General features: G+C 35.2%; 22 protein-coding genes. 16 read left to right on the forward strand and 6 right to left on the reverse strand.

Annotation, left to right across the window (positions count from 1 at the left end; genetic code table 11):
- Positions 1–4: 4 nt before the first annotated feature.
- Positions 5–889 (reverse strand): ABC transporter ATP-binding protein, encoded by an 885-nt coding sequence (locus NBE98_RS03665; RefSeq protein ID WP_250812727.1) that lies wholly within the window; start codon positions 887–889, stop codon positions 5–7.
- A 176-nt stretch (positions 890–1,065) separates the two neighbouring features.
- Here NBE98_RS03665 and NBE98_RS03670 point away from each other — a divergent pair, with 176 nt between their 5' ends.
- From NBE98_RS03670 to NBE98_RS03685, 4 genes are all read left to right on the forward strand, one after another.
- Positions 1,066–1,677: a TetR/AcrR family transcriptional regulator gene (locus NBE98_RS03670; RefSeq protein ID WP_250812728.1), complete on the forward strand. Its 612-nt coding sequence runs from the start codon at positions 1,066–1,068 to the stop codon at positions 1,675–1,677.
- A 543-nt stretch (positions 1,678–2,220) separates the two neighbouring features.
- On the forward strand, positions 2,221–2,571 hold the full coding sequence (locus NBE98_RS03675) for a hypothetical protein (RefSeq protein ID WP_250812730.1): 351 nt from the start codon (positions 2,221–2,223) through the stop codon (positions 2,569–2,571).
- A 350-nt stretch (positions 2,572–2,921) separates the two neighbouring features.
- Complete coding sequence (locus NBE98_RS03680) at positions 2,922–4,130, forward strand: glycosyltransferase (RefSeq protein ID WP_250812731.1); 1,209 nt, start codon at positions 2,922–2,924, stop codon at positions 4,128–4,130.
- A gap of 197 nt (positions 4,131–4,327) precedes the next feature.
- The gene (locus NBE98_RS03685) at positions 4,328–5,338 is read left to right on the forward strand and encodes a GNAT family N-acetyltransferase (protein ID WP_250812733.1); all 1,011 of its coding nucleotides are present in this window, start codon (positions 4,328–4,330) and stop codon (positions 5,336–5,338) included.
- A 132-nt stretch (positions 5,339–5,470) separates the two neighbouring features.
- On the opposite strand, the gene NBE98_RS03690 is transcribed toward NBE98_RS03685, so the two are convergent.
- Complete coding sequence (locus NBE98_RS03690) at positions 5,471–6,790, reverse strand: metallophosphoesterase (RefSeq protein WP_250812735.1); 1,320 nt, start codon at positions 6,788–6,790, stop codon at positions 5,471–5,473.
- A 380-nt stretch (positions 6,791–7,170) separates the two neighbouring features.
- On the opposite strand from NBE98_RS03690, the gene NBE98_RS03695 reads away from it, so the two are divergent.
- Together NBE98_RS03695 and NBE98_RS03700 are read left to right on the forward strand one after the other, a co-directional pair.
- The gene (locus tag NBE98_RS03695) at positions 7,171–8,277 is read left to right on the forward strand and encodes a kanamycin nucleotidyltransferase C-terminal domain-containing protein (protein WP_250812737.1); all 1,107 of its coding nucleotides are present in this window, start codon (positions 7,171–7,173) and stop codon (positions 8,275–8,277) included.
- Positions 8,278–8,286: 9 nt separating this feature from the next.
- Positions 8,287–8,586, forward strand: a complete 300-nt coding sequence (locus tag NBE98_RS03700; protein ID WP_250812739.1) for a CD3324 family protein — start codon at positions 8,287–8,289, stop codon at positions 8,584–8,586.
- Positions 8,587–8,802: 216 nt separating this feature from the next.
- On the opposite strand, the gene NBE98_RS03705 is transcribed toward NBE98_RS03700, so the two are convergent.
- Positions 8,803–9,672: an SDR family oxidoreductase gene (locus NBE98_RS03705; RefSeq protein ID WP_250812741.1), complete on the reverse strand. Its 870-nt coding sequence runs from the start codon at positions 9,670–9,672 to the stop codon at positions 8,803–8,805.
- 150 nt (positions 9,673–9,822) lie between these two features.
- Between NBE98_RS03705 and NBE98_RS03710 the strand changes: the two genes are divergently transcribed.
- From NBE98_RS03710 to NBE98_RS03725, 4 genes are all read left to right on the forward strand, one after another.
- Positions 9,823–10,164: a winged helix-turn-helix transcriptional regulator gene (locus NBE98_RS03710; RefSeq protein WP_250812743.1), complete on the forward strand. Its 342-nt coding sequence runs from the start codon at positions 9,823–9,825 to the stop codon at positions 10,162–10,164.
- 159 nt (positions 10,165–10,323) lie between these two features.
- The gene (locus tag NBE98_RS03715; RefSeq protein WP_250812745.1) at positions 10,324–10,524 is read left to right on the forward strand and encodes a helix-turn-helix transcriptional regulator; all 201 of its coding nucleotides are present in this window, start codon (positions 10,324–10,326) and stop codon (positions 10,522–10,524) included.
- Positions 10,525–10,528: 4 nt separating this feature from the next.
- Positions 10,529–10,852, forward strand: coding sequence for a hypothetical protein (locus tag NBE98_RS03720; RefSeq protein WP_250812746.1), 324 nt, complete (start codon positions 10,529–10,531; stop codon positions 10,850–10,852).
- Between the two features lie 503 nt (positions 10,853–11,355).
- Positions 11,356–11,844 carry an RNA polymerase sigma factor gene (locus tag NBE98_RS03725; RefSeq protein ID WP_250812747.1) on the forward strand — a complete coding sequence of 163 codons (489 nt, stop codon included), beginning with the start codon at positions 11,356–11,358 and terminating at the stop codon, positions 11,842–11,844.
- 53 nt (positions 11,845–11,897) lie between these two features.
- Here the strand turns inward: NBE98_RS03725 and NBE98_RS03730 are convergent, their stop codons facing one another.
- From NBE98_RS03730 to NBE98_RS03740, 3 genes are read right to left on the reverse strand one after another with little or no spacing between them, the layout of a single operon-like run.
- Complete coding sequence (locus tag NBE98_RS03730) at positions 11,898–13,403, reverse strand: hypothetical protein (RefSeq protein ID WP_250812748.1); 1,506 nt, start codon at positions 13,401–13,403, stop codon at positions 11,898–11,900.
- A 1-nt stretch (position 13,404) separates the two neighbouring features.
- Positions 13,405–14,838: a sensor histidine kinase gene (locus NBE98_RS03735; RefSeq protein WP_250812749.1), complete on the reverse strand. Its 1,434-nt coding sequence runs from the start codon at positions 14,836–14,838 to the stop codon at positions 13,405–13,407.
- Between the two features lie 6 nt (positions 14,839–14,844).
- Positions 14,845–15,534: a response regulator transcription factor gene (locus NBE98_RS03740; protein WP_250812750.1), complete on the reverse strand. Its 690-nt coding sequence runs from the start codon at positions 15,532–15,534 to the stop codon at positions 14,845–14,847.
- 190 nt (positions 15,535–15,724) lie between these two features.
- Between NBE98_RS03740 and NBE98_RS03745 the strand changes: the two genes are divergently transcribed.
- From NBE98_RS03745 to pfkB, 6 genes are all read left to right on the forward strand, one after another.
- Positions 15,725–16,465, forward strand: a complete 741-nt coding sequence (locus NBE98_RS03745) for a flavodoxin family protein (RefSeq protein ID WP_250812751.1) — start codon at positions 15,725–15,727, stop codon at positions 16,463–16,465.
- Between the two features lie 31 nt (positions 16,466–16,496).
- On the forward strand, positions 16,497–17,681 hold the full coding sequence (locus tag NBE98_RS03750) for a MalY/PatB family protein (RefSeq protein ID WP_250812753.1): 1,185 nt from the start codon (positions 16,497–16,499) through the stop codon (positions 17,679–17,681).
- Between the two features lie 241 nt (positions 17,682–17,922).
- Positions 17,923–19,317 (forward strand): PTS mannitol transporter subunit IIBC, encoded by a 1,395-nt coding sequence (locus NBE98_RS03755; protein ID WP_250812755.1) that lies wholly within the window; start codon positions 17,923–17,925, stop codon positions 19,315–19,317.
- Positions 19,318–19,877: 560 nt separating this feature from the next.
- Complete coding sequence (locus tag NBE98_RS03760) at positions 19,878–21,953, forward strand: BglG family transcription antiterminator (protein ID WP_250812756.1); 2,076 nt, start codon at positions 19,878–19,880, stop codon at positions 21,951–21,953.
- 20 nt (positions 21,954–21,973) lie between these two features.
- On the forward strand, positions 21,974–22,498 hold the full coding sequence (locus NBE98_RS03765; RefSeq protein ID WP_250812757.1) for a PTS mannitol transporter subunit IIA: 525 nt from the start codon (positions 21,974–21,976) through the stop codon (positions 22,496–22,498).
- Positions 22,476–23,432: a 1-phosphofructokinase gene (gene pfkB, locus NBE98_RS03770; RefSeq protein WP_250812758.1), complete on the forward strand. Its 957-nt coding sequence runs from the start codon at positions 22,476–22,478 to the stop codon at positions 23,430–23,432. Before NBE98_RS03765 ends, pfkB begins: the two co-directional genes overlap by 23 nt.
- Positions 23,433–23,434: the final 2 nt, after the last annotated feature.

A 23,434-nucleotide genomic window follows, 5' to 3' on the forward strand; every position in this document is an offset into this window, starting at 1 on the left:
CTTCTTAATTCTCCTTTCCGTAATAATGCATGAAGATTTCTTCAAGGCTTGGCTCCTCTATAAGTAAATTAGAGACTCTTAATTCTGAAAGTTTTTTAAGGATTACATTTAGATCACCCTTGAATAAGAAATCAATTGTGTTACCTTGTACCTCTATGTTAGTTACACCACTGAGTCTAAAATATTCACTGCTTACCCTTACCGGCGTTTCTAATTTGATTCTTTTGTAGCTGTTTTCTCTTAAGGTATTAATCTTCTGAATGTGGATAATTTTTCCTTCTTTGATGATTGCTACGCGGTTGCACATTCTCTGTACTTCACTTAGAATATGTGATGAAAATAAAATAGTCGTGCCTTTTCTATTCTCTTCCTGAAGAAGGTCAAAGAACCTTTGCTGCATTAATGGATCTAACCCTCCGGTAGGTTCATCAAGGATCACAAGCTTTGGTTCATGTAATAAACCTTGGACGATACCCACCTTCTTTCTATTTCCATAGGATAAATCATCAATTTTTTTATTCAAATCCAAGTCCATTATTTCAGCTAATTCTTTCATTCTTTTACTGCAATCTTTTTTATAGAAACTAGCAGAGTATTTCAAAAGATCTATAACCTTCATCTTGTCATAATAGAATACTTCAGATGGCAAATAACCTATTTCCCTTTTAATCTCAGCGCCATATTTTATACAGTCTTTACCGAATATTTTAGCGCTGCCGCTGGTTGGATATATGAGTGATAATAAAGTCCTGATTGTAGTAGACTTTCCGGCACCATTTGGACCAATGAAACCAAAAATTTCACCTTCTTCAACATTAAAAGATATATTATTGATACCTCGTGCAGTTCCATAGTTTTTGGTCAGATTATTAACTTCAATAATATTCATTGAAAACCCCTCCTAGTGATATTTTGAACTAAAATGCTATTATGAGTTCAGAATATCACTCCTAAATAAGCTTGTCAATACATTATGAACTAAAAGTATTGATGTGGTTCAAAAATGTGGTATACTATGATTAGTTGATATTAGATTAATAAACATATGGAGTAGGAGAGAAAGTTGTGAACGGATATGAAAAAAGAACGGAAGAAAAGAAAGAGGTAATACTGAGTGCGGCACAGGATTTATTTTTTCATAATGGAATTGCAAACACCAGCGTAGTGGATATTGCAAAAAAAGCGAATGTATCCAAGGTTACAATTTTTAATTATTTTGGAAGTAAAGAGGCATTAGCTCGTGAGGTATTGCAAAGATATATTAGTAACATTGTTTCAGTTGGGGAGAAAATATTAAAAGAACAAATTCCTTTTGCTAAAAAGTTAGAGAAGCTATTTGGAATGGCTGAGGAAAAACAGTCCCTCTTTGCAACGGATGTTTTCAGTAAAGAGGCTTGGGAGGACCCCATGATGCAGCAGCTTTATAGCGAGAAAGCTAAAAATGTTATGCCCTTTGTTTTTGATTTCTTTGAGCAGGGAAAAAAAGAAGGCGATATAGATGCGAGCATACCAACAGAAGCAGTAATAGCTTATATTTCAGCAATAACACCGCTTTTAAATCCGGGAAAGCACGATGCAAACCGTGACTATATTGTTGGAATAAATAAACTTTTTTACTACGGGTTATTTGGAGATAAGTCAAATTTTGATGATATGATAAAAACACATAGGGATTAGAGGCAATTATAAGTGGTTCCTTATAAGCAGTTTGGTGTTGCACTATATTCACATAGAGAGTTTTGGAAAGTTATAAATGAAATCAATAATTTACAGTTATTAGTACTAAAGGGGTTAGGTATATCTTTATAAATATATTAAACTTAGATGTAAGTTTAAGCTAATACCGTTAAGTGATCGGAATGATAGAATGGAGTATGTTACAAGATGGGAAACTATGATTTGGGGAATGGATATGTAGGTGTTGAAGCTTCAGAAGATACAGAATTAATATATGGTATATATAATTAGGCTGTAGAAGTTTGAGACAGATACAAGAATGACGGAAAGCTATGGTTCTTAATCCCTATAGTTAAAAAGTGTAATAACCTCACTTGAAAGTGTTACGCTGAGCCGTACCACAAGTATAACTATATTTACAAAATATGTTATAATAAATGGCATGTAAAATACATTTTACATACTAAAAAGTAGTGATGTAAAATAGGTTTGATAGCATGAATACGATTCAACCGATAGAATGTAAGCAGGAGGAATATCAAAGTGGACATTAAAAAATTTAACCGTGACGGCATGATCTTTACTATACTACTTATGGCAACCGTAGTATTGGTGGTTCCACTATTTCGTTACTTAAATTTTATTGGAGTTGCAATCTGGTTAGTGCTATTTGGCATTACAATGTATTATGCACTAAGTGTTGAAAAGCAAAAGAAAACTCACGATGTTCAAACATACAGAGAAATCATTGCTTTTACCGAGGGAAAAAAACTTGATCAAATTGAAAAGAGTTGTGAGATTGGAAAACGCCCATATCAAAAAGCGTTCTCAGTAATTTTTTCAGCGTTGATTACACTAGTTGTCACTATAGGAATGTATTTTTATTTAGATTAATTCAGCATATCAAATTGTTACTGGTTTAGAAACTCCAACTTATCTACTAGTTAAAAATTTTACAAAAGATTTTTAAAAACTAAATATGTTAAGAAGAAGGTGCTAATCTTAGTGATAGGGCACTTTTTTCTTTGCTTTTAACTTCTATATCAAGACCAAGGAATTTAATCTTAATCCTTAAATGATTTATATAAAGATTATGTTTTAGATTAGAACTACTTACCTAAGACTGCTTTTTAAAATACTGCATTTAAGCAATGATTGACTTCCAAAATCTGTTATAATAGAAAAGAAGTATATAAGCTCAATCAACAGCTTTGTAACCATTGAAGTTTTAAGGGGGAGTGAACTTGAAAAATATAGTTATTTTTACGATGGGAACAAGAGGGGATATTCAGCCCTATATTTATCTTGCACAGGCTTTAATCAAAGAGGGACATAAGGTGACGATCGGTACGCATCCTTGTTGGAGAAAACTTGTAACAAGTGCAAAGATTGAATTCACCCCAATAGGGCCTGACATTGATATTGAATACGAAGCCGCTATAATTCGTGGTCGTACAAAAAATCCAGTATTCAGTATGCTAAAAACCATGAAGTTTGTTTTTAATATCGTTGAAAACTCTTCAAAAGATATATATGAAAATTGCAAGAACAAAGACCTTGTGATAGTTTCCCACAGTCAGATGGGAGCAACTGAAGCAGAAGCATTAGGCCTTGAAACCATTAACGTGACTTTGCAAACGGAGATGATTCCTGAAATAAATAGGAAGAAAAACTTACGTGATAAAGTGTTCGGCGCACTCATAAATCCTCAAATTGTTAAACCTTATAACAAAATTAGAAAACTATATAATTTACCAAAGGTTAAGTCAATGGACGAAGTTATGTCTCCGAAGCTTAATTTAATCCCGATTAGCCGTTATATTGTAGAGCAAAATCCATATTGGGATAAAAGAAATAAGATTGTAGGTTATTGGTACGATAATGATAACAGCTATCAACCTGAAGAAAGGCTAAAAGCGTTCTTAAGTGCAGGGGATAAGCCAATCATACTTGCGCTTGGAGCAATGTCTTTTGAGAGCAAGGAGGAAAAAGAAAAACTAGATATATTTGTAGGTGCTTTTCAAAAAACAGGAATGCGGGCTATTATTCAAGGTTTTAACAAAACATTAACTGATTATAAACTTCCTGAAACAATAATTAGTGCTGGCTCAATTCCTCATAGTTGGTTGTTTAAACAAGGTTATTGTGTAATTCATCACTGTGGTTTTGGTACATCCGCTTCGTCGCTACTTTATGGCATTCCAACCATTTCAGTTCCTCATGTACTTGATCAATTTGCTTTTGCTGAACACCTATATAAACTGAAGGTAAGTGTAATGCCAATTAAGGCAAGCAAATTGAGTGAAGAAAGGCTGATTAGCGCAATCAATGAGTTAAAAGCTAATTACAGTGAGATACATGATTGTGTTAAGGATTTGGCTAAAAAAATGCAAGAAGAAAACGGGCTTGAGAATGCTGTTAGATTAATTGAAGCTGCTACGGAAGCTTATTAATAAGAATAATGAAATATAAAAGCTCTTTTTGGGGCATATATTTTACACTTTCCACTATAAACCAATATCCACTTTGGTGTATGTTTTCATTACAATCCCAGGTGGTAAAAACAGTAATGAATTGTTTTTTGCATAGTTAATAGTAAATTGTTATGTTAAAATATGTAATATAATATAAATTGGATTTGGAGGTAGAAATGAGCAAATATGAATTCAGATTAATTACTATTGATGATATACCTGCAATGGTTGATTTGCTAATAAATAGGCAAAGCCTTGAGAGTAAAGTGTTTCCCTTGCTGAAGAACAGTTGCCTTAATACAAAATATATAACAGATTCATTTGAAAAAATGTTTGCTAATAGTAAAGTCATTGGGATAGGATCATTTGCTAATGATAAACTAGTAGGTTATATAATGGGAGAGATAAAGATTGATAATAGAAGAGGCAGGCATGTATGGGTTCCCTATGAGGGGATTGCAATCAGATTGGATCAATCCTCTGAGCTTATAAGGCATCTCTATGCGAAGGTTGCTAATCTATGGCTTGAACAAGGTTGCTTTATGCACTATACTATAATACCTCTTGGAAATCAGGTGTATTATGAGGCATTCCTTAAATTAAGCTTTTTTATCCAACAAGTACATGGGGTAATGAGCATGGAGGATTACAAGCCTTTTGATAATGTATCTGATGTAGAAATTAGAGTTGCTAATAAAATAGATAGTGAAATTATGGGTAATATGTCTAGTATAATCCAATCCTATCAAAATTCAGCACCGACCTTTGAACCTGCCTTGCCAGAAGTTGTAACAGACATAAAGAATGGGTATAAGCGTACGGTAGAGGAGAACGACGCAATGATCTTTATTGCTGAAAAAGAAATGAAGGGATTAGGATTTCAAGCATATTGGCCAAGTACTCCAGATTTGATGACCCCTGATGAGGGGGTAGAGTTAAGTATTGCGGGCACTTACTATTCCCAAATGGGAAATGGTGTTGGTAAAAAGTTGATGAATGAAGGCTATAGGATTATGAAAGAAAAGGGATATAACAGTATAATAACAGATTGGAGAATAACCAACCTTGCATCCTCAACATTTTGGCCGAAGTGTGGATTTAAACCAATAGCTTACAGAATGGCTAGATGCATTGACAGTAATTTAGCATGGGCAAATTTTAATAACCCAAGTATTAATCAGTTATAGCAAATTCAGTTAACCAAATGTTTTTGTTCAAATTTTACCTAATTTGAGGTAATAAAGTGTCAGAAATAGCGTATTCAAAATGAACGGATAAAGCTAAAGCAAAACCACAGAATTTATGTCACCTATAACCGATTACGGAACAGGAATCTGCAATCGGTTATTACCTGTATTATCGCTATTAAGCATTCTCGTCAGATTTTTCTGCGCTCCGAATTCTGTAAGCAGCTTATAGCCCTGCGAATTCATAATTACCTGTTTATCAAACATTGATGTGTCTCCAAGATATTTTGTTCTTATAAGAGCTGAAGTTTCAGCCATCAGCTTTGCTTCATCAGATGTAGCGCTATCATCCATTAAAAAACGGTTAATTGTGTTGTGATACAGAGCAGCTTTATAATATTCCTCAGAATATACTTTGAAATTATTGAGATTTTCATCTTTTACAGCATGTTCTTTTGCCCAGCCCTCAACATCAACAGACGAGGTGCTGTAGTCAAAGCCATCCTTTGGTGAATATTTAAGTACGCCATATTTTTGTGGATAGACTACAAGGGCGCTAGTTACGACATCATAAACTTTATATTTATCTTTGCTATAGGATTTTATATCCTGCTGATGAGTATGTCCTGATAAAACAAGCTTTATGCCGCAGTTTTTAAACAGCTGTAACACTGCAGTGCTATTATTTATTGTAAATCCCTCTTTAATTGACTCGCTATGATCAATTAAATTATGATGCATAACTGCAATAATCTGTGCATTGTTCTTCTTTGCTAAATCACTACATTTCTTTATCCATTCAAGGGTTCCAGGATTAATTTCACCATCAAGTCCCGGTCTATTTTTTTCTAGGTTATCCTTATACTGAGCAGTATCCAGCATCAACAGCCATACATCCTCTGAGGGTGATGCCAGATAGCTTAATGTATTAGTATCCCTGGAGATAGCCTCATTGTAGCCAAAGTCTTTATAAATTTTCTCAAAGTTTTTTTCATTTATGTAATCAACCACATATTGGTTACTGTCTTTAAAACCTCTAGCGAAAGGGTTCATTATATCATGATTACCTGGTATAACAAACACTGAGGTGCCGCCTTCTTCAATTTTCTTAAGCTTTTTTGCAAATTCCAGATGGCTTTTCTTCTCCCCATTGGTAGTTAAATCACCACTGACAATAAGAACGTCTGCTTTTTTCTTCTTGATATCATTAGAGAAGGCATCAACTATTTCACTAATATAATTTAATTGACGTCCATCGCTGCTAATAAATTTCTGATAAGCTTCACCCTTATCTGTTAAACTTTCGGCGAGATAGTGCACATCTGTTGCTACGAAGAAAGTAATATCTTTGCTTGATTTAATTTTTACAGCAGAAGTGCTAGAGGAACAACCTGCTAAACTTAGTACAAGTAAAACAAATATCAGTGCTGTTAGTCTCTTGCTAATACGCATAAAAAACCTCTTCATTTATGTTTTGTGTTTTTATTTCATACCTTTAGAGTAAATATTAAAGGCGTTCATCATAGTGATAGATACTAAAGTAATATAAATTGCTCCCATATCTACAATATTATAACCTGCCGCTTTCCCTCGTTCAACTGCAATATTCCAAGCCCTCCTATTCTACCGTTAAACACTGCAACATGCCAGCAGCGTATAAATTTTCTCCATATGTGTATTTAGAATTAAACATTTATTAATAAGGTGTGTATATTATTACCTAGAAAGGAACTATCTATATAATTAATATGATTTTGTATATATAATTAAATTATGAAATAAATGGATCCGTTAAATATTTCAAAAGATGCAAATAATCAGGAGGTTTTATTGTGAAAAGAGATAAAAAGATATTAGAAATAGTAAAAAATAAAATTTTGAACGAGTATAAGAAGGATATTTTGCTGCTTGTAGTTTATGGAAATGATAAGGCGGATGAAGATGAGAATTTGGGAATACAGTTTTATTTCATTCCTAAAAATGAGAGAGGAAAAAACCTTTCGACTCAATTCATTGTAGAGGATGTAAGCTATGACTTGTTTCCCATAAGCTGGGAACGATTGATTGCCAATGCTGCCATGGATAGTCCCCAAGGATATTTACTTTTGGATACAGAAGTTATTTATTATTCCGATGAAGAAGCCCTTAATAGATTTGAAAACATGAAAGATAGTCTTAAAACTGTATTAAGTGGCAAGTATGATGAAGCTTTAGTAAATAAAGCTTATGAATACTTTAATGAGAGCTATATCTATCTTTATAATATGTATAAGTACAAAGATAGTATGAGTAGTGTAAGGCTAGAAGCAGGAAAATTACTCAATAAAATTGCAAATGCATTGGGCTTTGCAAACAGGGAGTATTATAAAAATGGAAATGGCTCTGTTTTGAGGGATTCTTTAAAACTAGAAAGATTACCTAAGAATTATAAAGTTCTAGTAAATGATATAATTTTTTCAACTTCTAGTGAAGAAATCTATTTAAATTCATTAAGTCTTGCTGAAAATACAAGGGAACTACTGCTTGCTATGAAGAAAGAAAATAAACAAAATGAGTTATTTGAAACACTTTTTACAGGATACTATGAGGAATTGAAGAAAAGTATTAATAAATGTAAGCTTGCTGTTAGTCAAAAGGATTATTATAAATTATATGAGCTCTTTTCATACATCCAAGAAGAAGTGGGCCAGTTTGTTGCAAAAGTCGAAGAGGGTATATGGTATGACGATAGAAATGCTTTTGTAGAGTACGGTAAGTATTTCAAGGATATATTTGGATTGGATTTATTAGAATTGACTTCTCAAAAAGACAATGAACAAATTCTTATGGCAATTGATAAGTTTGAAAAGGACTTGGTTTCACTAATGAGGAACAATCAGATAAAGTTATTGGATTTTAAATCTGTAGAAGAATTTGAAATCTATTTTAGGGATAAGTAGGAAATAAGGTTGAAATATAAAAACGCAATACAAATCTTGCCAAAAGAATTGATGGATGAGGTTCAAAAGTATATTCAAGGAGAATATCTATATATACCTAAGGCTGAAGGAACGAAGAAAAAATGGGGAGATAATTCTGGGTATAGACGCAATCTTTCTATCAGAAATGATACTATTAGGAAAGAGCATAAAGATGGTTCCTCAATAAGCGACTTAGCTGAAAAATACTATCTTTCTGAAAATACTATTAAAAAAATCGTTTATGTAAAAATAAATCCAATGACTGGCGAAAAAAATGAGGGTGTATAACTAATTTTAAGGCAAGGAGATGATTTTCAATCATCTCCTAATGTCTTTGAAGAAATTTCTTTTAAATAAAAAACTTGAAAGTTGGAATAAGGAAGTAAGGATTCTTGGATATAAACCTGTAATCTATTAATTCATTCTTCATCTTTACTTTATTATCATATTAACTATAGTACCGGCCTCCAATATCAGGAAGGCCGGTATATAATTAGGATTACTCTATTTATTTGAGAGCCCACTGACAATTTGTGCAAGAGCTTCGCCGATTGGAGTTACTTTACGACCAAGCAATTTTTCAAAATCGCCGCTCTCTATATCGAGTGCTCCATCCCGAATGGCTTTCTGTATGTCAACAAGCATAGGGACAACGAAATCTGGTACTCCAGCACTTTTCATGGCGTCAGCATAAGCAGCATCATCCACCTGATGAACTACTACTTCCTTTCCTAATACAGATCCAAGTGCAGCTGCCAATTCTTCTTGAGTTATAGGTTCTCCCGAAAGTTCATATATTGTATTCTCGAATCCACTTCCTGAAAGCACGGCTGCAGCAGCCTCTGCGTAATCCTGCTGAAGTGCCCAGCCTACCTTGCCAGTTCCTGCAGAGGTTACCCAAGGCGCAGCTGCCAGTACTCCTTGAATGCTTCCAATCTCGTTTTCCAAGTACCAGTTATTTCTTAGGAAGCAATAAGGGATTCCAGTTTTCAGAATGGCCTCTTCTGTTGCACGATGTACTGGAGCAAGGAACAATGAGCTCTCACTTGCATTTCCTAAACTTGTATAAGCAATGAACTTAACATTAGCCTGTTTAGCTGCAGCTACTGCATTTGTATGCTGTCTGATTCTTGTTTCGTTATCACCATCAGCTGAAATAATCAATAGCCTGTCGACTCCTGCAAAGGCGGTAGTTAGTGTTTCAGGATGGTCGAAATCACCTTGTCTAACCTCAACTCCTCTATTCTTTAATCCTTCTGCTTTCTCTGGGTTACGAACACTAACAGCAAGATCACTTGCCGCCACAACCTTCAATAAGGTTTCTACAACCTTTGATCCCAGTTTTCCTGTTGCACCCGTTACTAATATTTTCATAGTTTATCCCTCCATATAGGTTTTATTTGTTCATCGCAAATTTTAGTGATATAATTAAGTATACACACATTATATTTGCTTACATTAATTACAACAAGTACGATTATTTATAATACATAGTATCTAAAAAGATACTATTGAGGAGGATATATGTTAACCCAAGAAGAGTTATTCGGAAAATGCCCCTATGCCACTGCTCAAAAGATATTATCAGGAAAATGGGCATTAATTATTCTACATCATTTAAGTGAAAACAAACTTAGATTTAATGAATTACAGAGACAGCTGCCAGAAATGACACAAGCAACACTTACAAAACAATTACGTACTTTAGAAGAATATGGCATGATTACTAGAACCGTTTACGCTCAAATTCCTCCCAAGGTAGAATATGAGCTCAGTGATATGGGAAAGGAATTTACAGAAGTTTTAAACAGTCTTAAAAACTGGAGTGATAAGTATATAGCTTTTTATCACTCGAAAAATAAGTAAATAAGATCATAGCTCTAGATATTCGTATGGATTGTCTAGAGCTATTTTTATAAGTAAAATTACTGTATGAGGAAGGTATTCCTCTGTTGACAAAATGTAATGAGAAGATTACAATATAGATGTAAACAAGTGATTACATTTTGTTAAGGAGGCAATACCTTGATACATAATCGAATTAAGGTTTTGAGAGCAGAGCGTGATTGGACACAAGCTGATTTAGCTGAAAAGGTAGGAATTTCCCGCCAAGCGGTTATATCAATTGAGAAGTATAAATATACTCCATCCTTAGAATTAGCTTTCAAAATCGCAGAAGTTTTTAATGTTCCAATAAATGAAGTTTTTGAATACAAGGAGGGTTAAAATCATGAATGAACAAATCACTATTTTATTTTTCCTTATTTTTGGTACCGGCATTACTCTTTTTCTTTATCTATGGAAAGCTAAAAAAGAAGTTGATTATATGAAAGACGAACGCTGGCAATTTATCCAGAACAAAGCGAATAATGCAGCGAATTATTTAAACTATATTTTGATAGTATTTTTAGCTGTGGGAGAAGCGCTATTAATAATTTCTAATGCTCAAATAACCCTTACTTTAAATCGCGTTTTAATTTATGGCATATTATTCATTGGCTTGCGTAATGCCATAGAATTATTCGCATTAAGATACTTCGATAAGCGAATGTAAATATATTAGTGCTAACGAATTAACTTTAAGCAATTCTTTTGCAAGGAATGCAATAGTGGAAAACAACAGTTTTGGCAGGCTACAAATAGGGAGAGCTACCATTTCGTAACTGATGTGAGAGATTTGAAAAGTAATGGGGTACTATAATTTAGTAGAATAATTAAGAAAGGCCTTGAGCTATTCATTAGAATAAGCTAAGGCCTTTAATCTTTTTTACATCTTTTATGGTGTATGTTTCCTCAAGCTATTAGTTTGAGAGACTTTTCATAGAAGTGATAAATTAAGATATTGAAGATAAAAATCAATTTAACTATTTTGTAACTTTTATGTAACTGTAATGTAAAAACTTAAGGTCAGCTGAAGATTATAATTTATATAAAGCAAGCTAAAAGATTAATGTTTATAAGGGATGGGAAAAAAAGCTTTGGCATCATTGGCGATGAGGAAGGATTAGGTGTTTTATAAATTAATAATTGATGAAAATGTTGGAGGAAGCGGGAAAGATGAATGACGTAAAAGAGGAGCTATTCGAGGAGCTCTACAGAAAATACTATCAAATGTCCTTCAGATATATTTTTTCTAAGGTGAAAAATTACTGGATAGCTGAGGACTTGCTCTCTGAAGTATTTATAAAGATATACAAACATAGAGATGAAATTTGTGATGTTAATAAAAGTAAATATTGGATAATAAAAATAGCAAATAACACAATAATTGATTATTATAGAAAAAATAATAAAGTGAAACTTGATGATATTGTGGACAACGAAGCAGTTCACGAAATAGGCTATGACAACATATTAGTGAGGGATGAATTTATGACTTTAACACAAAACCTGCCCGTTGAAGTAAAAGAAATGCTGGTAATGAGGTTCTTCCATGACTTAAAATTTAAGGATATCGGAAGAATAATGAATTTAACGGAAAGTTCAGCCAAGAATAAGGTATACAATGCTGTTAGAACTGTAAAGAAAGTGTATAATTACAATTAGCAGTAGGCATTAGAATAAAGTAAAGTGGTATCTGTATTTGATACCACTTTACTTTATTTTCTAAAATTAACTTGAGAATTGTTAGCCCTGGACTTTATTACTTTTTCCCATTTTTCCATATAACCTCCAACAGCCCATTCAGCCATAACTACAGATTCATCTTTCTTAAGTTTTATATTTTGGACTGGCTTCTCCGACAATCTTTCCTTATCTATGGTGTAAATATCAATAGAAGTTCTTGTGACTATTATTGCTAAGTCATTGTTTGGTGATGTATAAACATCTATTGCTTCCGGTGCCATTTCTTTTATATAATTCCATGGATGTTTCAAGGTATCGTAACTAATAAGCTTTTGAGGGGGCATAAGATAAATATTAAAGTCTTCGGAGGTTCTATTATTTATAGGCGCTACATAATTTAGTCTGCCTGTGACAATCCATTGTCCGTTGCGGCGGGAAAGTGAAAAGTTATCGGCTGCAGGTTGCTTTTCTAGAAGCTCGGATTTACTTTTATCCAGTGACATAATATAAGCCTGGCTTGAACGGGTAAGCACATTCAGACCCTCTTCGCCAGCAATATCTAAGATGCTTATTCCCATTCCGCTTCTAATATTATCAATGGGCAGAACTTGGAATCTGGACCTCTCTTTTAAAGTCACCGGGTCTGAATACCTGTATTCCGTTCCAATATAATCATTTCCTACGAAAAGGATATCCCTTTTACCGTCTTCCTTAAGTGAATTATTGTTATCTGAATTGTTATAAGAATTATCATCAACTAATGAATGAGAATAAAGTGCTCCATTAGGTAATCCTGTCTCTGCCTTTGGCAAATAGCCAATCTCCCAGAATCCTTTTCTCCTGGGTACAAGAAGTTGTTTCACCTCAAATATGGGCCTAATTTCTCTGTCCTTAGAAGCAATCCATAAAGTTCTATAACTGCTGCCAGTTTCTTTGTCAGGGCCCGGTGTACGTAATCCAATAAAGACACCTGATCTTAACAGAGAATCCTGATTTGCAGCTGAGTTTCCGCCGCTGCTTGCGCCACCGTCGGTAATACTAGGCAAGACGCCGTAGTCTACTAAGTCTGAGACCTTGCTGACATATAAAAAACCATGATTTTCATATACCAACAATGAATTTTCGTCAATTTTAATAAAATCGTGGAAGGACTGTGCATTTGAGCTGACAGTGACCACCTTAACGTTTTTTTCCTTTATACCAAGCTTAACTGCATCCACCTTATATTTGTATAGAAAATATTTTTCTGCTGATACACTCTTGATTTTATATTCTGGAGAAGTAATGCTTTCTTTACCAAGCAAGGCAATACTATTATCAAAAACAGCAATTTCACCTGAATAGTTCTCGTTGTTTTCAGGAACGGTTGTACTGTCTATTGGAATGAATTTTTGAACCTCCCAGGTTCCATGGATAGGCAACTTTTCTATCGTGGGTGTAGCAATTTTTTCTTCAACATTTAAGTAAATCTTATTGCAGCCCGGTAAAAAAAGTACAATCAATACAATTAAAATTATGTGGAACCTTTTCAAATCCATTTTATTCAACTCCTTCAATAGCTTCTTCAATGGGCAGCTTAACAGAGATGCACGTTCCCTCATTAAGCTTACTTTCTATTTTAAGCTCTCCGTCATGAAGCTTTACTATTTCATCACAAATTGAAAGACCGATACCGGTATGGGATTTTATGTTTTTGCCCTTATAGAATTTTTCTCTTACCCTAGGCAAGTCCACCTCATCTATTCCGGTTCCGTTATCTGTTACACATAAGATAATCCAGCCTTCTTTGCTGAAGGCCCTTAGCATAACTCTGCCGCCAGCAGGAGTAAATTTGAAAGCGTTATCCAACAAGTTTATCAAGACCTGTTTTATTCTGTCCTTATCAAGTTTTGCCAGCAGGGGCTCCTGTGAACATTCAACTATAAACTGAAGTCCTTCTCTTTCTGCGCGGGGAGCCATATATTTTTCTATATATCTTACTATTTTTGAAGCATCCTCAACGCCCGTACTTAATTTTATCTTACCTGAAGCTAACCTTGAGAAATCAAGTAATTCCTCAACCATGGCAGTTAGTCTTTCACTCTCATTTTCAATTATTTTCAAACCATCTTTCAATATATTCCTATCTTGCAGTTCATCAGTATTGAGAGTAATTACCCAACCCTTTATGGAAGTAAGCGGCGTTCTTAGTTCGTGTGAAATAGAAGAAATAAATTCATTTTTAAATTGTTCTTTTTTTAGTATCTCCTCTGCCATATAATTTAAAGTTCCCGCCAATATACCAATCTCATCTTCCCGCCCGGTATCTATTCTTGTTTTTAAATTTCCCTTAGCCATTTTTTCTGCAGCTTTTGTAACAGCTTTAAGAGGGAGAACTATACCTCTGGCAAGTATAACGCTGACGAGTCCTGCTGCAAGGATTGCAGTAATACCAATGCTGATAAAGATTATATATATTTTATTGATGGTCTTGTCAATCTCTCCGAGAGAAGTTATAAATCTGAGCGCCCCAACTAATTCATTACCGGATTTCAACGGATAGGAAATAGCCATGACCTTTCCATCGTATTCTGATTTGCCTAGCCACACTCCTTTGGTGCCGCTTAAAGCCGTCAAGACGTCACTGGTTTCAAGTTTACCATCCGGTATAAAACCTATTGAGTCCATGAGTACTTTTCCGGATGGGGCAATTATTTGAACTTCTGCAGAAGTTTGACTCCAGAACACATCCACATTATCCAATACATTATCTTCTAGCGATACATTGGAAAAATACTTTGAGTAAAAGTCAGCAGAAATCTTGATTTGATTTGTTAGTATGCCCTCCACATTACTATAAAAATAATATCTAGTAAAATATATCAGCAGTGCTTCAAAGGCTATGACACTAATAAAGATGACAATCATAAAATTCCGTACCAGCCTGGCTTTTATGCTTTTTGAACCTGCTTTCTTACCTAGAATTTCCTTCATAGTTTACTATTTCCTCCATCTATACCCCGTACCCCAGACCGTTTCTAAATAGGTGGGGTTAGAGGAATCTTCTTCAATCTTGGCTCGTAATCTTCTTATATTTACATCAACTATCTTAGCATCGCCTATAAAGTCATATCCCCATACAATATTAAGAAGTTCATCTCTTGTGAAGGCTTTACCTGGTTTCTCCATAAATAATTTTATAAGAAGGTATTCCTTTGGAGTAAGTGATATTTCATTATTGTTTTTGAATACGGTCTGGGCATATAAATCCAGCCTAAGTGCTCCGCTTTCTATAATTTTGTCGTTCTCAGCTTTTATATCTTCGCCTGTCCTACGTAGGAGGGCTTTTACCCTAAGAATAAGTTCAATTGGATTAAAGGGTTTTACAACATAATCATCTGCACCCGATTCTAAACCAGATATCTTATCCATATCCTGGCCCCTGGCTGTGAGCATGATGATACCCATTTGAGGGAATTCTTTTCTCGCAGCAGCACAAACATCAAAGCCGTCCATACCTGGAAGCATAACATCAAGTAGTACAACATCCGGATTTTCCAGCCTGATTTTACTTAGTCCTTCTTCTCCGCAAGCTGCTTCAATAACTATAAAGTTTTCCCGAAGGAGATTTATTCTTAAAAAACCTCGGATGCTGTCTTCATCTTCTATTATCATAATTTTTTTCTGCATACTTAACCCCTTAAAAATCTTTTGATACATTGAGTGCAAAACCGCTAATCATATTCGCAAAAGGAATAATGTTTCCATATGTACCTATAAATATATTATAGTAATTATGAAGTTTACACAAATTACAATTCGGTTACAATACAGAATGGATATGATATACTATTTATAGAATATAAAATGGGGGAGCAGCATGAACAAAAAAGTTATAGCTATAAACAGCAGCAGGCGTAAGCAAAATACTTATGGCTTGCTTCAAAAGCTTAAAGAAGCTATGAAGGAAAATAACATTGAAGTAGATATTGTAAACCTGTTTGACTATGAGGTAAAGGATTGTTTAGGCTGTGAGCAGTGCCTTAGAGGAAAGTGTTGTCCGCATAAGGATGATGCTCAGGCTTTAATGGATAAGCTTAAGGAATACGACGGAATAATTTTAAGCTCTCCTATTTATATGGGAGGGGTAAGCGGAAAGCTTAAGGTTTTTATTGATAGAACCTGCAAGTGGTTTCACAGACCTGAATTAGTTGGAAAGCCAGTGCTGCTGGTTGCTACAACTGCGGCATCAGGCTTAAAGGAAACCATAAAGTATTTAGAAAAAACAGCAATTCAGTGGGGGGGCTTTCCTGCTGGCAGCATAGGAAGAACTGTTAACAGCTTAAATAGCCCTATAAAGTCATCTGAGTATGACAGCTTTGTAAAGCACTTGTTCAAGGAAAGAAATGAGTTTAACCCTAAGCTTAATCAATTGATTTTCTTTCAGGTACAAAAGGTGCTGGCAGAAAAGATTCTTACTATAGATAAGGAATATTGGGAGCATAAGAACTGGCTTAATAAGCTGTACTATTTTGACTGCTCAATTAAGCCTTTAAACAAAATATTTGCAAAAGGTTTTTATAAAATGCTTTCTTCCAAGGTAGTTAAGGTAGAGAGTTAGATGGTGTATATTATGCAAAGGGGGAAAATGTATGAAATACGATTTTACATCTATTATTAGCAGAGCAAATACAGGCTCAGAAAAGTGGGAACAGATGAAGGGATGGAATCCAAATATTTCAGAGGATACAGTTCCTTTTTCCGTGGCAGATATGGAATTTAAGAATCCGCCTGAGATAATAGAAGGTTTAAAGAATTATCTTGATTCTGTTATTTTAGGCTATACAGGACCAACGGAAAACTATTATAAGGCTGTTTGCAGCTGGATGAAGGAAAGACATGCTTGGAACATAAAACCAGAGTGGATTGTGGGCTCAGCTGGTGTGGTTAGCGCATTTTTTTCAGCCATAAAGGCACTTACAAAGCCTGGTGATGGTATTGTTGTTATGAGTCCGGTGTACTATCCTTTTTACATGGCTATAGAAAAGAATGATAGGAAGGTTGTTAAAAGTCAGCTGACAAATAACGGTAAAACCTATGAAATTGATTTTGAAGATTTAGAAAAGAAAACCCAGGATCCAAGCAACAAAATATTATTGTTCTGCAGCCCTCATAATCCTGTTGGCAGAGTATGGACAACAGAAGAGCTTGAGAGAGTAGGAGAAATTTGTTTAAGAAACAAGGTTTTAATTATTTCTGATGAAATACATTTTGATATTATTATGCCTGGCTATAAGCACACAGTATTTGCTTCTTTGTCTGAGGAGCTTGCAAACAATATGATAGTATGTACTGCACCAAGCAAAACCTTTAATTTGGCAGGGCTGCAGACCTCAAATATTATAATTCCAAACGAAAAAATCAGGGATGCATATCGTAAGGAAGTTGAATCAAACGGCTTTTTCAGCTTAAATATTTTTGGCTACAAGGCCTGCGAAATAGCCTATACACAATGTGAAAACTGGCTGGAGGAGCTTATTGAGATAGTTCACCATAATCACCTAGAGCTTAAGAAATATATTGAGGAAAACATTCCTGCAATTAAAGTGTTTGAGCTTCAGGGTACTTATTTGCAGTGGATGGATTTTAACAAACTTGGCCTAGATAAGGATGAACTTGAGAAGCTTATGCATGAGTCGGAGCTGTTCTTTGACGAAGGCTATATCTTTGGAGAAGAAGGAATCGGCTTTGAAAGAATGAATTTAGCCTGCCCAACCTCAGTGCTTATGAAAGCTTTGGAAAGACTAAAAAATGCTATAGATAAGATGATAATGTAGTAATAAAGCTAGCAGATTTCGATAAACTGCTAGCTTTATTTTTATTTGGGCATAACTAAACTTTGAAGACAGACAATTAGGCGTTATTTAATTTTGTCACTAATGACTAAGGACTTGTCTATGGTATCTTAACATTGAATGAAAACGTTTCGTATACTATAATTTAATTAACGTAATGAAAGGGAATTCTGCAGAAGCCTATTTTATATATTACGAAGTTAATATATGGGAGGAAAATAAAATGTCAAATCTACAAACTAACCCACAAACCAAAACAAAAGGGAAGACCCAAGAAAATATACAAAGATTTGGACGTTTTCTAAGCGGTATGGTTATGCCTAATATAGGCGCATTTATCGCTTGGGGGCTTATTACGGCATTATTTATCGGTACTGGCTGGATGCCAAATGAATACTTAGCAAAACTTGTAGACCCTATGATTAAATATTTACTGCCTCTATTAATAGGTTATACCGGTGGTAAGATGGTTGGCGGAGCAAGAGGTGGAGTGCTTGGAGCCATAGCTACTATGGGGGTTATAGTTGGAGCGTCCATACCGATGTTCTTAGGAGCAATGATAGTTGGACCGGCTGCAGGCTGGATAATAAAGAAGGTTGACAGCGCATTAGAAGGTAAAATACCAGCAGGCTTTGAAATGCTTGTTAATAACTTCTCCGCAGGAATTATAGGTATGCTTTTAGCACTGCTTGCTTATTCAGGAATAGGACCAATAGTTGAGACTTTAAATAAAGCCTTGGGAAATGGAGTTCACGCAATAGTAAATGCAGGCTTGCTGCCTCTTGCATCCTTATTTATAGAACCAGCAAAAATTCTTTTCTTAAACAATGCTATTAATCACGGAGTTCTTGGACCAATAGGAATCAACGAAGCTAAGGAATTAGGAAAGTCAATATTCTTCCTGCTTGAAACAAACCCAGGACCAGGACTTGGAATACTTTTAGCTTACTGGGTATTTTCAAAGGGCATGATAAAGCAATCAGCACCAGGAGCAATTATTATACATTTCTTTGGTGGAATACATGAAATATACTTCCCATATGTTCTTATGAACCCAGTACTGCTGTTAGCTGTTATAGCTGGAGGTGCAAGTGGAGTATTAACCTTTAGCATATTAGGAGCAGGGCTTGTTGCAGCTCCATCACCTGGAAGTATCTTTGCATTATTGACAATGACACCAAAGGGCGGACACTTTGCAGTATTAGCTGGAGTTATTATTTCTACTGTAGTTTCCTTCTTAGTTGCTTCTTACTTTGTAAAGAGAAGCGCTAACAAGCTTGATGATTCAGAATTAGCTGATGCAAAGGAAAAGGTCAAGGATCTTAAGACAGTTTCTTCAAAGAAAACTGTAAGCAGAATAATATTTGCTTGCGATGCTGGAATGGGTTCAAGTGCTATGGGTGCTACTACATTAAGAAACAAGCTTAAAAAAGCTGGGCTTAATATAGAAGTAATTCACTGCGCTGTTGATGAAGTTCCTGCTGATGCAGAAATAGTTGTAACTCATGAAAGTCTTACTGATAGAGCTAGAAGCAAGGCTCCAAATGCTGAGCATATATCAATTAAGAATTTCATGAACAGTCCAGAGTATGACGCTTTAGTTAAGAGATTATCATAAGCTTACTGCTCTAATTAGGCAGGCGCTGTGATGCCTAGGAAAGCTTCAACTGCACATGCTTGCTTCATCAGTATTCCTAGATATAGCTTGAATGTTGTGTTTGTTTTAAAATAGTGTTGATTTATAGAGGGGCAGTTTCATCTAGGAAGCCGTTCGCTGTGCACAAGAAAGTCTAAGCTTTCCTTTGTTTTGAAGTCCTAAGGCTTCTAAACTTGCTTTGCTTCGAACAGTAGAAGCCTCTTAACGTACTTCAAAAGTCGGAAACCTAAGACTTTCTAGGCTTCGCTCAATGGCTTCTACGACGAACCTACCTCTCTATATCAACACTATTTTAAAACAGAATTAAACCAACCTGTTGTGCTATTAAGAAACTAACCCAGCGAGATGTATAAAGTATGTGAAATGAGTATTAAGTAAACAACTAAAAGTTCTTGGCTATTCCGAGCCTTAGAACTTCATGTGCAGCGAATAGCTCATGAAGCATACTGTATACATTTTTGCGGAGATTAGAGGCTGAACTAGCACAACTGGTTAAATTATTAAATAGGTGGTGGTTTGATATGGGACAGATTAAGATTACAGCAAGGCAAAAGGACATACTTATAAGAATTTGCAGTGAATATAAATATGTGACCATTTCAAGCATTGCCGAGAAGCTGAGCATAAGCAGCAGAACGGTACTGAGAGAATTAAGAGATATTGATAAGTGGCTTGAAAGCTATTGCTGCAGCCTGGAAAAGAAGGCTGGCATAGGCATAAGGCTTAAGGGAAGCCTTGAGGCAAGGAAAAACATTTTGGGAAATCTTGAAGAAGGCAAGGAAGTTAAAAGCTACTCTCCAAAGGAGAGACAGATTATGATTCTTGGAGAACTACTTCAAAATAATGAACCTGTGAAGCTTTTTATTTTTACAAAAATGCTCAATGTTACAGAAGGAACTGTAAGCCATGACCTTGACAAGGTGGAGGAATGGCTTAAGGATTACAGCTTGAAGCTTGTAAGAAAACCAGGTCTTGGAATATATATAGAGGGTCAGGAATATGAAATAAGAAAGGCTATAGCCAATTTAATATATGAAAATATAAATGAAGCACAGCTTTTGGATTTGATAAGAGAGAACCTATCTACTGAAGTTAATACAAGGGAACGATTATTGAATTTAATAGAAAAAGATACAATTAGAAAATTAGAGTCTTTGATATTTGAACATGAAGAAGCACTTGATTATAGATTAACCGATAACGCTTATATAGGATTGCTTGTACATTTAGCTCTGGCCATTCAAAGGATAAAAAAGGATGAAAAGATAAGCATGGACAAGACTTATCTTAAGGAACTTAAGGGTTATGGAGAATTTGAAATAGCAGCTAATCTGGCTGAAAAAATATCAAAGGTGTTTAATATAGAGATTCCAGAACAAGAGACAGGATATATTACTATGCATCTAAGAGGTTCAAAGGGCTTTGAGAGCAAAAGGGAAAACACAGTGCTTGAGGAGCTGGCAAAAGAAATGCTTAAGGTGGCAGAGGTTGAAACAGGTAGCTTTTTAGAGTATGATAAGCAGTCTTTAACAGGACTTATAAACCATCTTGGACCTACGATAAACAGGCTTAAGATGAATATGGATATAAGAAATCCGCTGCTGGAGGAAATAAAGGAGCATTATTCAGAGCTGTTTATGCTGGCAGCTAAATGCGTTGTACCAATTGAAAATTATATAGGCATGAAGCTGCCGGATTCTGAGATAGCATATATTGCAATGCACTTAGGTGCAGCACTGGAAAGAAAACCCTCAGGAAGAAAAAAAGTTTTTAAGGCTGCAGTTTCCTGTACCACGGGAATGGGAACTTCGGCACTTTTGGCTACAAGAATTGAAAAGGAATATGACAATATTCAGGTAGTAGACATTATATCCTCGCTGCGTGTAAAGGAAAGCAGGCTAATAGAAAAGGGTGTGGATTTTATTATTTCTACTGTACCTCTAGAAGCAGTACTGCTTCCAGTAGTTGTGGTAAATCCGCTATTATTTGATAAAGACAAGGATAAGCTGGAAGCTTTAATAAAGCAGCTAAAAAATAAGCCTGCAGCAAATGTAAATACTCAAAGCAGGACAATTGATTTAAAGGAAAAGCTTTCAAGATTAAATATTTATGCAGAAGGCATATTGCAGGTTTTAAATAATTTCTTCCTATACGATTATGCAGGCTTTAACACTATGGAGGAAGCAATCGAAGAGATAAGCAGTAAGCTTTCTACAGATAAAGACAGTACTTTACAAATAAAAAGGGATTTAATTGCAAGAGAAGAAAAAGGCAGTACTGTATTGAGCGGCTTTGGCGCAGCGCTTCTCCACTGCAAGACCTTGGGAGTAAGTAAGCTATATTTTGGAGCAGTGAGAATTAATAAGGGACTGTACTCCTTAAATGCTGACAGCGAGAAGGAGCAGATAAAATTAGCAATTATAATGCTTGCTCCAGACAATTGTCCTAAGCAGCACATAGAAATATTGAGCTTGATAAGCAGCAAGCTTATTGAAGCACCAGAATTCTTAGTGAGCCTTCAAGATGGCTCAGAGAAAGAGGTTTACAAAAAACTTAACAACTATTTAGAGGAATTTTACAATATGAATATAAATTAAGCGCAGCAAGGAGGAGCATCATGAGCTTTAAATTTTTTTCGGGTTTTAATAATAAAAGAGGAAGTGTAAAAGAAGATATGGTTGCAGTAGGAAGTGCAAGCGATAATACAGAAAATGAAGTATTAAAAAAGTGTAATATAAAGCTTAATCTGCCTTCAGTGAATAAATATGAGGCTATAAGAATGGCAGGCAGGCTTCTAGTTGAAAGCGGATGTGTTGACGAAAGCTATATAGAGGCTATGATAGAAAGGGAAGATGATCTGACTACCTATATTGGGTGTGGAGTTGCAATTCCCCATGGTGTAGGAAGAGCAAAAAATTTTATTAAAAAATCAGGTATCGTAGTGCTTCAATTTCCAGAGGGAGTAGATTTTGGTGAGGAAAAGGCTTACCTTGTTATAGGCATAGCAGGTGTTGGCGAGGAGCACATGGATATTCTTTCAAATATAGCTACAGTTATTGGCGATGAGGATGAGGAAAAACTTAATAAGCTAAAGACAACAAAGGATGTGAACTATATATATGAAACCTTCACTGCAAACTAAAATTATTACTATAACCTTAAATCCTGCAATAGATAAGACCGTTGAAATTAATGATTTCAAGACAGGCAGTGTTAATAGAGTATCTTCAATTAGAGTAGATGCGGGAGGAAAGGGCATCAATGTTTCCAAGGTTGTTAAAAGCCTTGGAGAAGAAAGCAGAGCACTTGGGATTCTTTCAGGAAAAAATGGAGAGTTTATTAAAGGCTATTTGGACTCCTTAAATATTGAAAATGAGTTTGTTTTTATTCAAGGAGAAACAAGAACAAATTTGAAAATTATAGACAACGCAAATCACAGCAATACAGATATAAATGAACCGGGAAGTGTTGTAGCAGCTGAGGACTTAGGTAAGGTTGAAGAAAGTATTTTTGGAGCAATTAGTAATGAAGCCATATTGGTTTTATCAGGAAGCACTCCAGCTGGAGTACCAAAGGATATATATGGTACATGGATAAAAAGAGCCAGGCAGCTTGGAGCAAAGGTGATTTTAGATGCAGATGGCGAACTTTTAAAGGAAGGCTTAAAATCAGGCCCATACTTAATTAAGCCTAATATCCACGAGCTTGAAAGGCTTTGTGGTAAAAAGCTTGAAAGCCTTGAGGAAGTAGTTAAGGCTGCACAGAAGCTTCATGAATATGGAGTAGAGAGAATTGTGGTATCCCTTGGCGGAGATGGAGCTTTATTTATACACAAGGATAATATAGTTTATTCTGAAGGACTAAAGGTTCCTGTTAAAAGCACTGTAGGGGCTGGAGATTCCATGGTGGCAGCTCTGGCAATAGCTTGTGAAAAAGAGTATTCAATTGAAGAAACTGTTGTACTGGCCACTGCAGTAAGTGCTGCTAATGTTATGACCTCGGGAACTCAGCCAGCAGAGCTTAAGGATATTTTAGAGCTTAAGAAGAAAGTGAAATTTGAATATATAAAATTATAGAA

Source organism: Clostridium swellfunianum (genome assembly GCF_023656515.1).
GTDB classification, from domain to species: Bacteria; Bacillota; Clostridia; order Clostridiales; family Clostridiaceae; genus Clostridium_AT; species Clostridium_AT swellfunianum.

Bases quoted from the DNA above. Each gene is read 5' to 3' on its own strand.
- NBE98_RS03665 (WP_250812727.1), bottom strand. From the start codon at position 889: ATGAATATTATTGAAGTTAATAATCTGACCAAAAACTATGGAACTGCA.
- NBE98_RS03685 (WP_250812733.1), top strand. From the start codon at position 4,328: ATGAGCAAATATGAATTCAGATTAATTACTATTGATGATATACCTGCA.
- NBE98_RS03690 (WP_250812735.1), bottom strand. From the start codon at position 6,790: ATGCGTATTAGCAAGAGACTAACAGCACTGATATTTGTTTTACTTGTA.
- NBE98_RS03705 (WP_250812741.1), bottom strand. From the start codon at position 9,672: ATGAAAATATTAGTAACGGGTGCAACAGGAAAACTGGGATCAAAGGTT.
- NBE98_RS03710 (WP_250812743.1), top strand. From the start codon at position 9,823: ATGTTAACCCAAGAAGAGTTATTCGGAAAATGCCCCTATGCCACTGCT.
- NBE98_RS03720 (WP_250812746.1), top strand. From the start codon at position 10,529: ATGAATGAACAAATCACTATTTTATTTTTCCTTATTTTTGGTACCGGC.
- NBE98_RS03725 (WP_250812747.1), top strand. From the start codon at position 11,356: ATGAATGACGTAAAAGAGGAGCTATTCGAGGAGCTCTACAGAAAATAC.
- NBE98_RS03730 (WP_250812748.1), bottom strand. From the start codon at position 13,403: ATGGATTTGAAAAGGTTCCACATAATTTTAATTGTATTGATTGTACTT.
- NBE98_RS03735 (WP_250812749.1), bottom strand. From the start codon at position 14,838: ATGAAGGAAATTCTAGGTAAGAAAGCAGGTTCAAAAAGCATAAAAGCC.
- NBE98_RS03740 (WP_250812750.1), bottom strand. From the start codon at position 15,534: ATGCAGAAAAAAATTATGATAATAGAAGATGAAGACAGCATCCGAGGT.
- NBE98_RS03745 (WP_250812751.1), top strand. From the start codon at position 15,725: ATGAACAAAAAAGTTATAGCTATAAACAGCAGCAGGCGTAAGCAAAAT.
- NBE98_RS03750 (WP_250812753.1), top strand. From the start codon at position 16,497: ATGAAATACGATTTTACATCTATTATTAGCAGAGCAAATACAGGCTCA.
- NBE98_RS03755 (WP_250812755.1), top strand. From the start codon at position 17,923: ATGTCAAATCTACAAACTAACCCACAAACCAAAACAAAAGGGAAGACC.
- NBE98_RS03760 (WP_250812756.1), top strand. From the start codon at position 19,878: ATGGGACAGATTAAGATTACAGCAAGGCAAAAGGACATACTTATAAGA.
- NBE98_RS03765 (WP_250812757.1), top strand. From the start codon at position 21,974: ATGAGCTTTAAATTTTTTTCGGGTTTTAATAATAAAAGAGGAAGTGTA.
- pfkB (WP_250812758.1), top strand. From the start codon at position 22,476: ATGAAACCTTCACTGCAAACTAAAATTATTACTATAACCTTAAATCCT.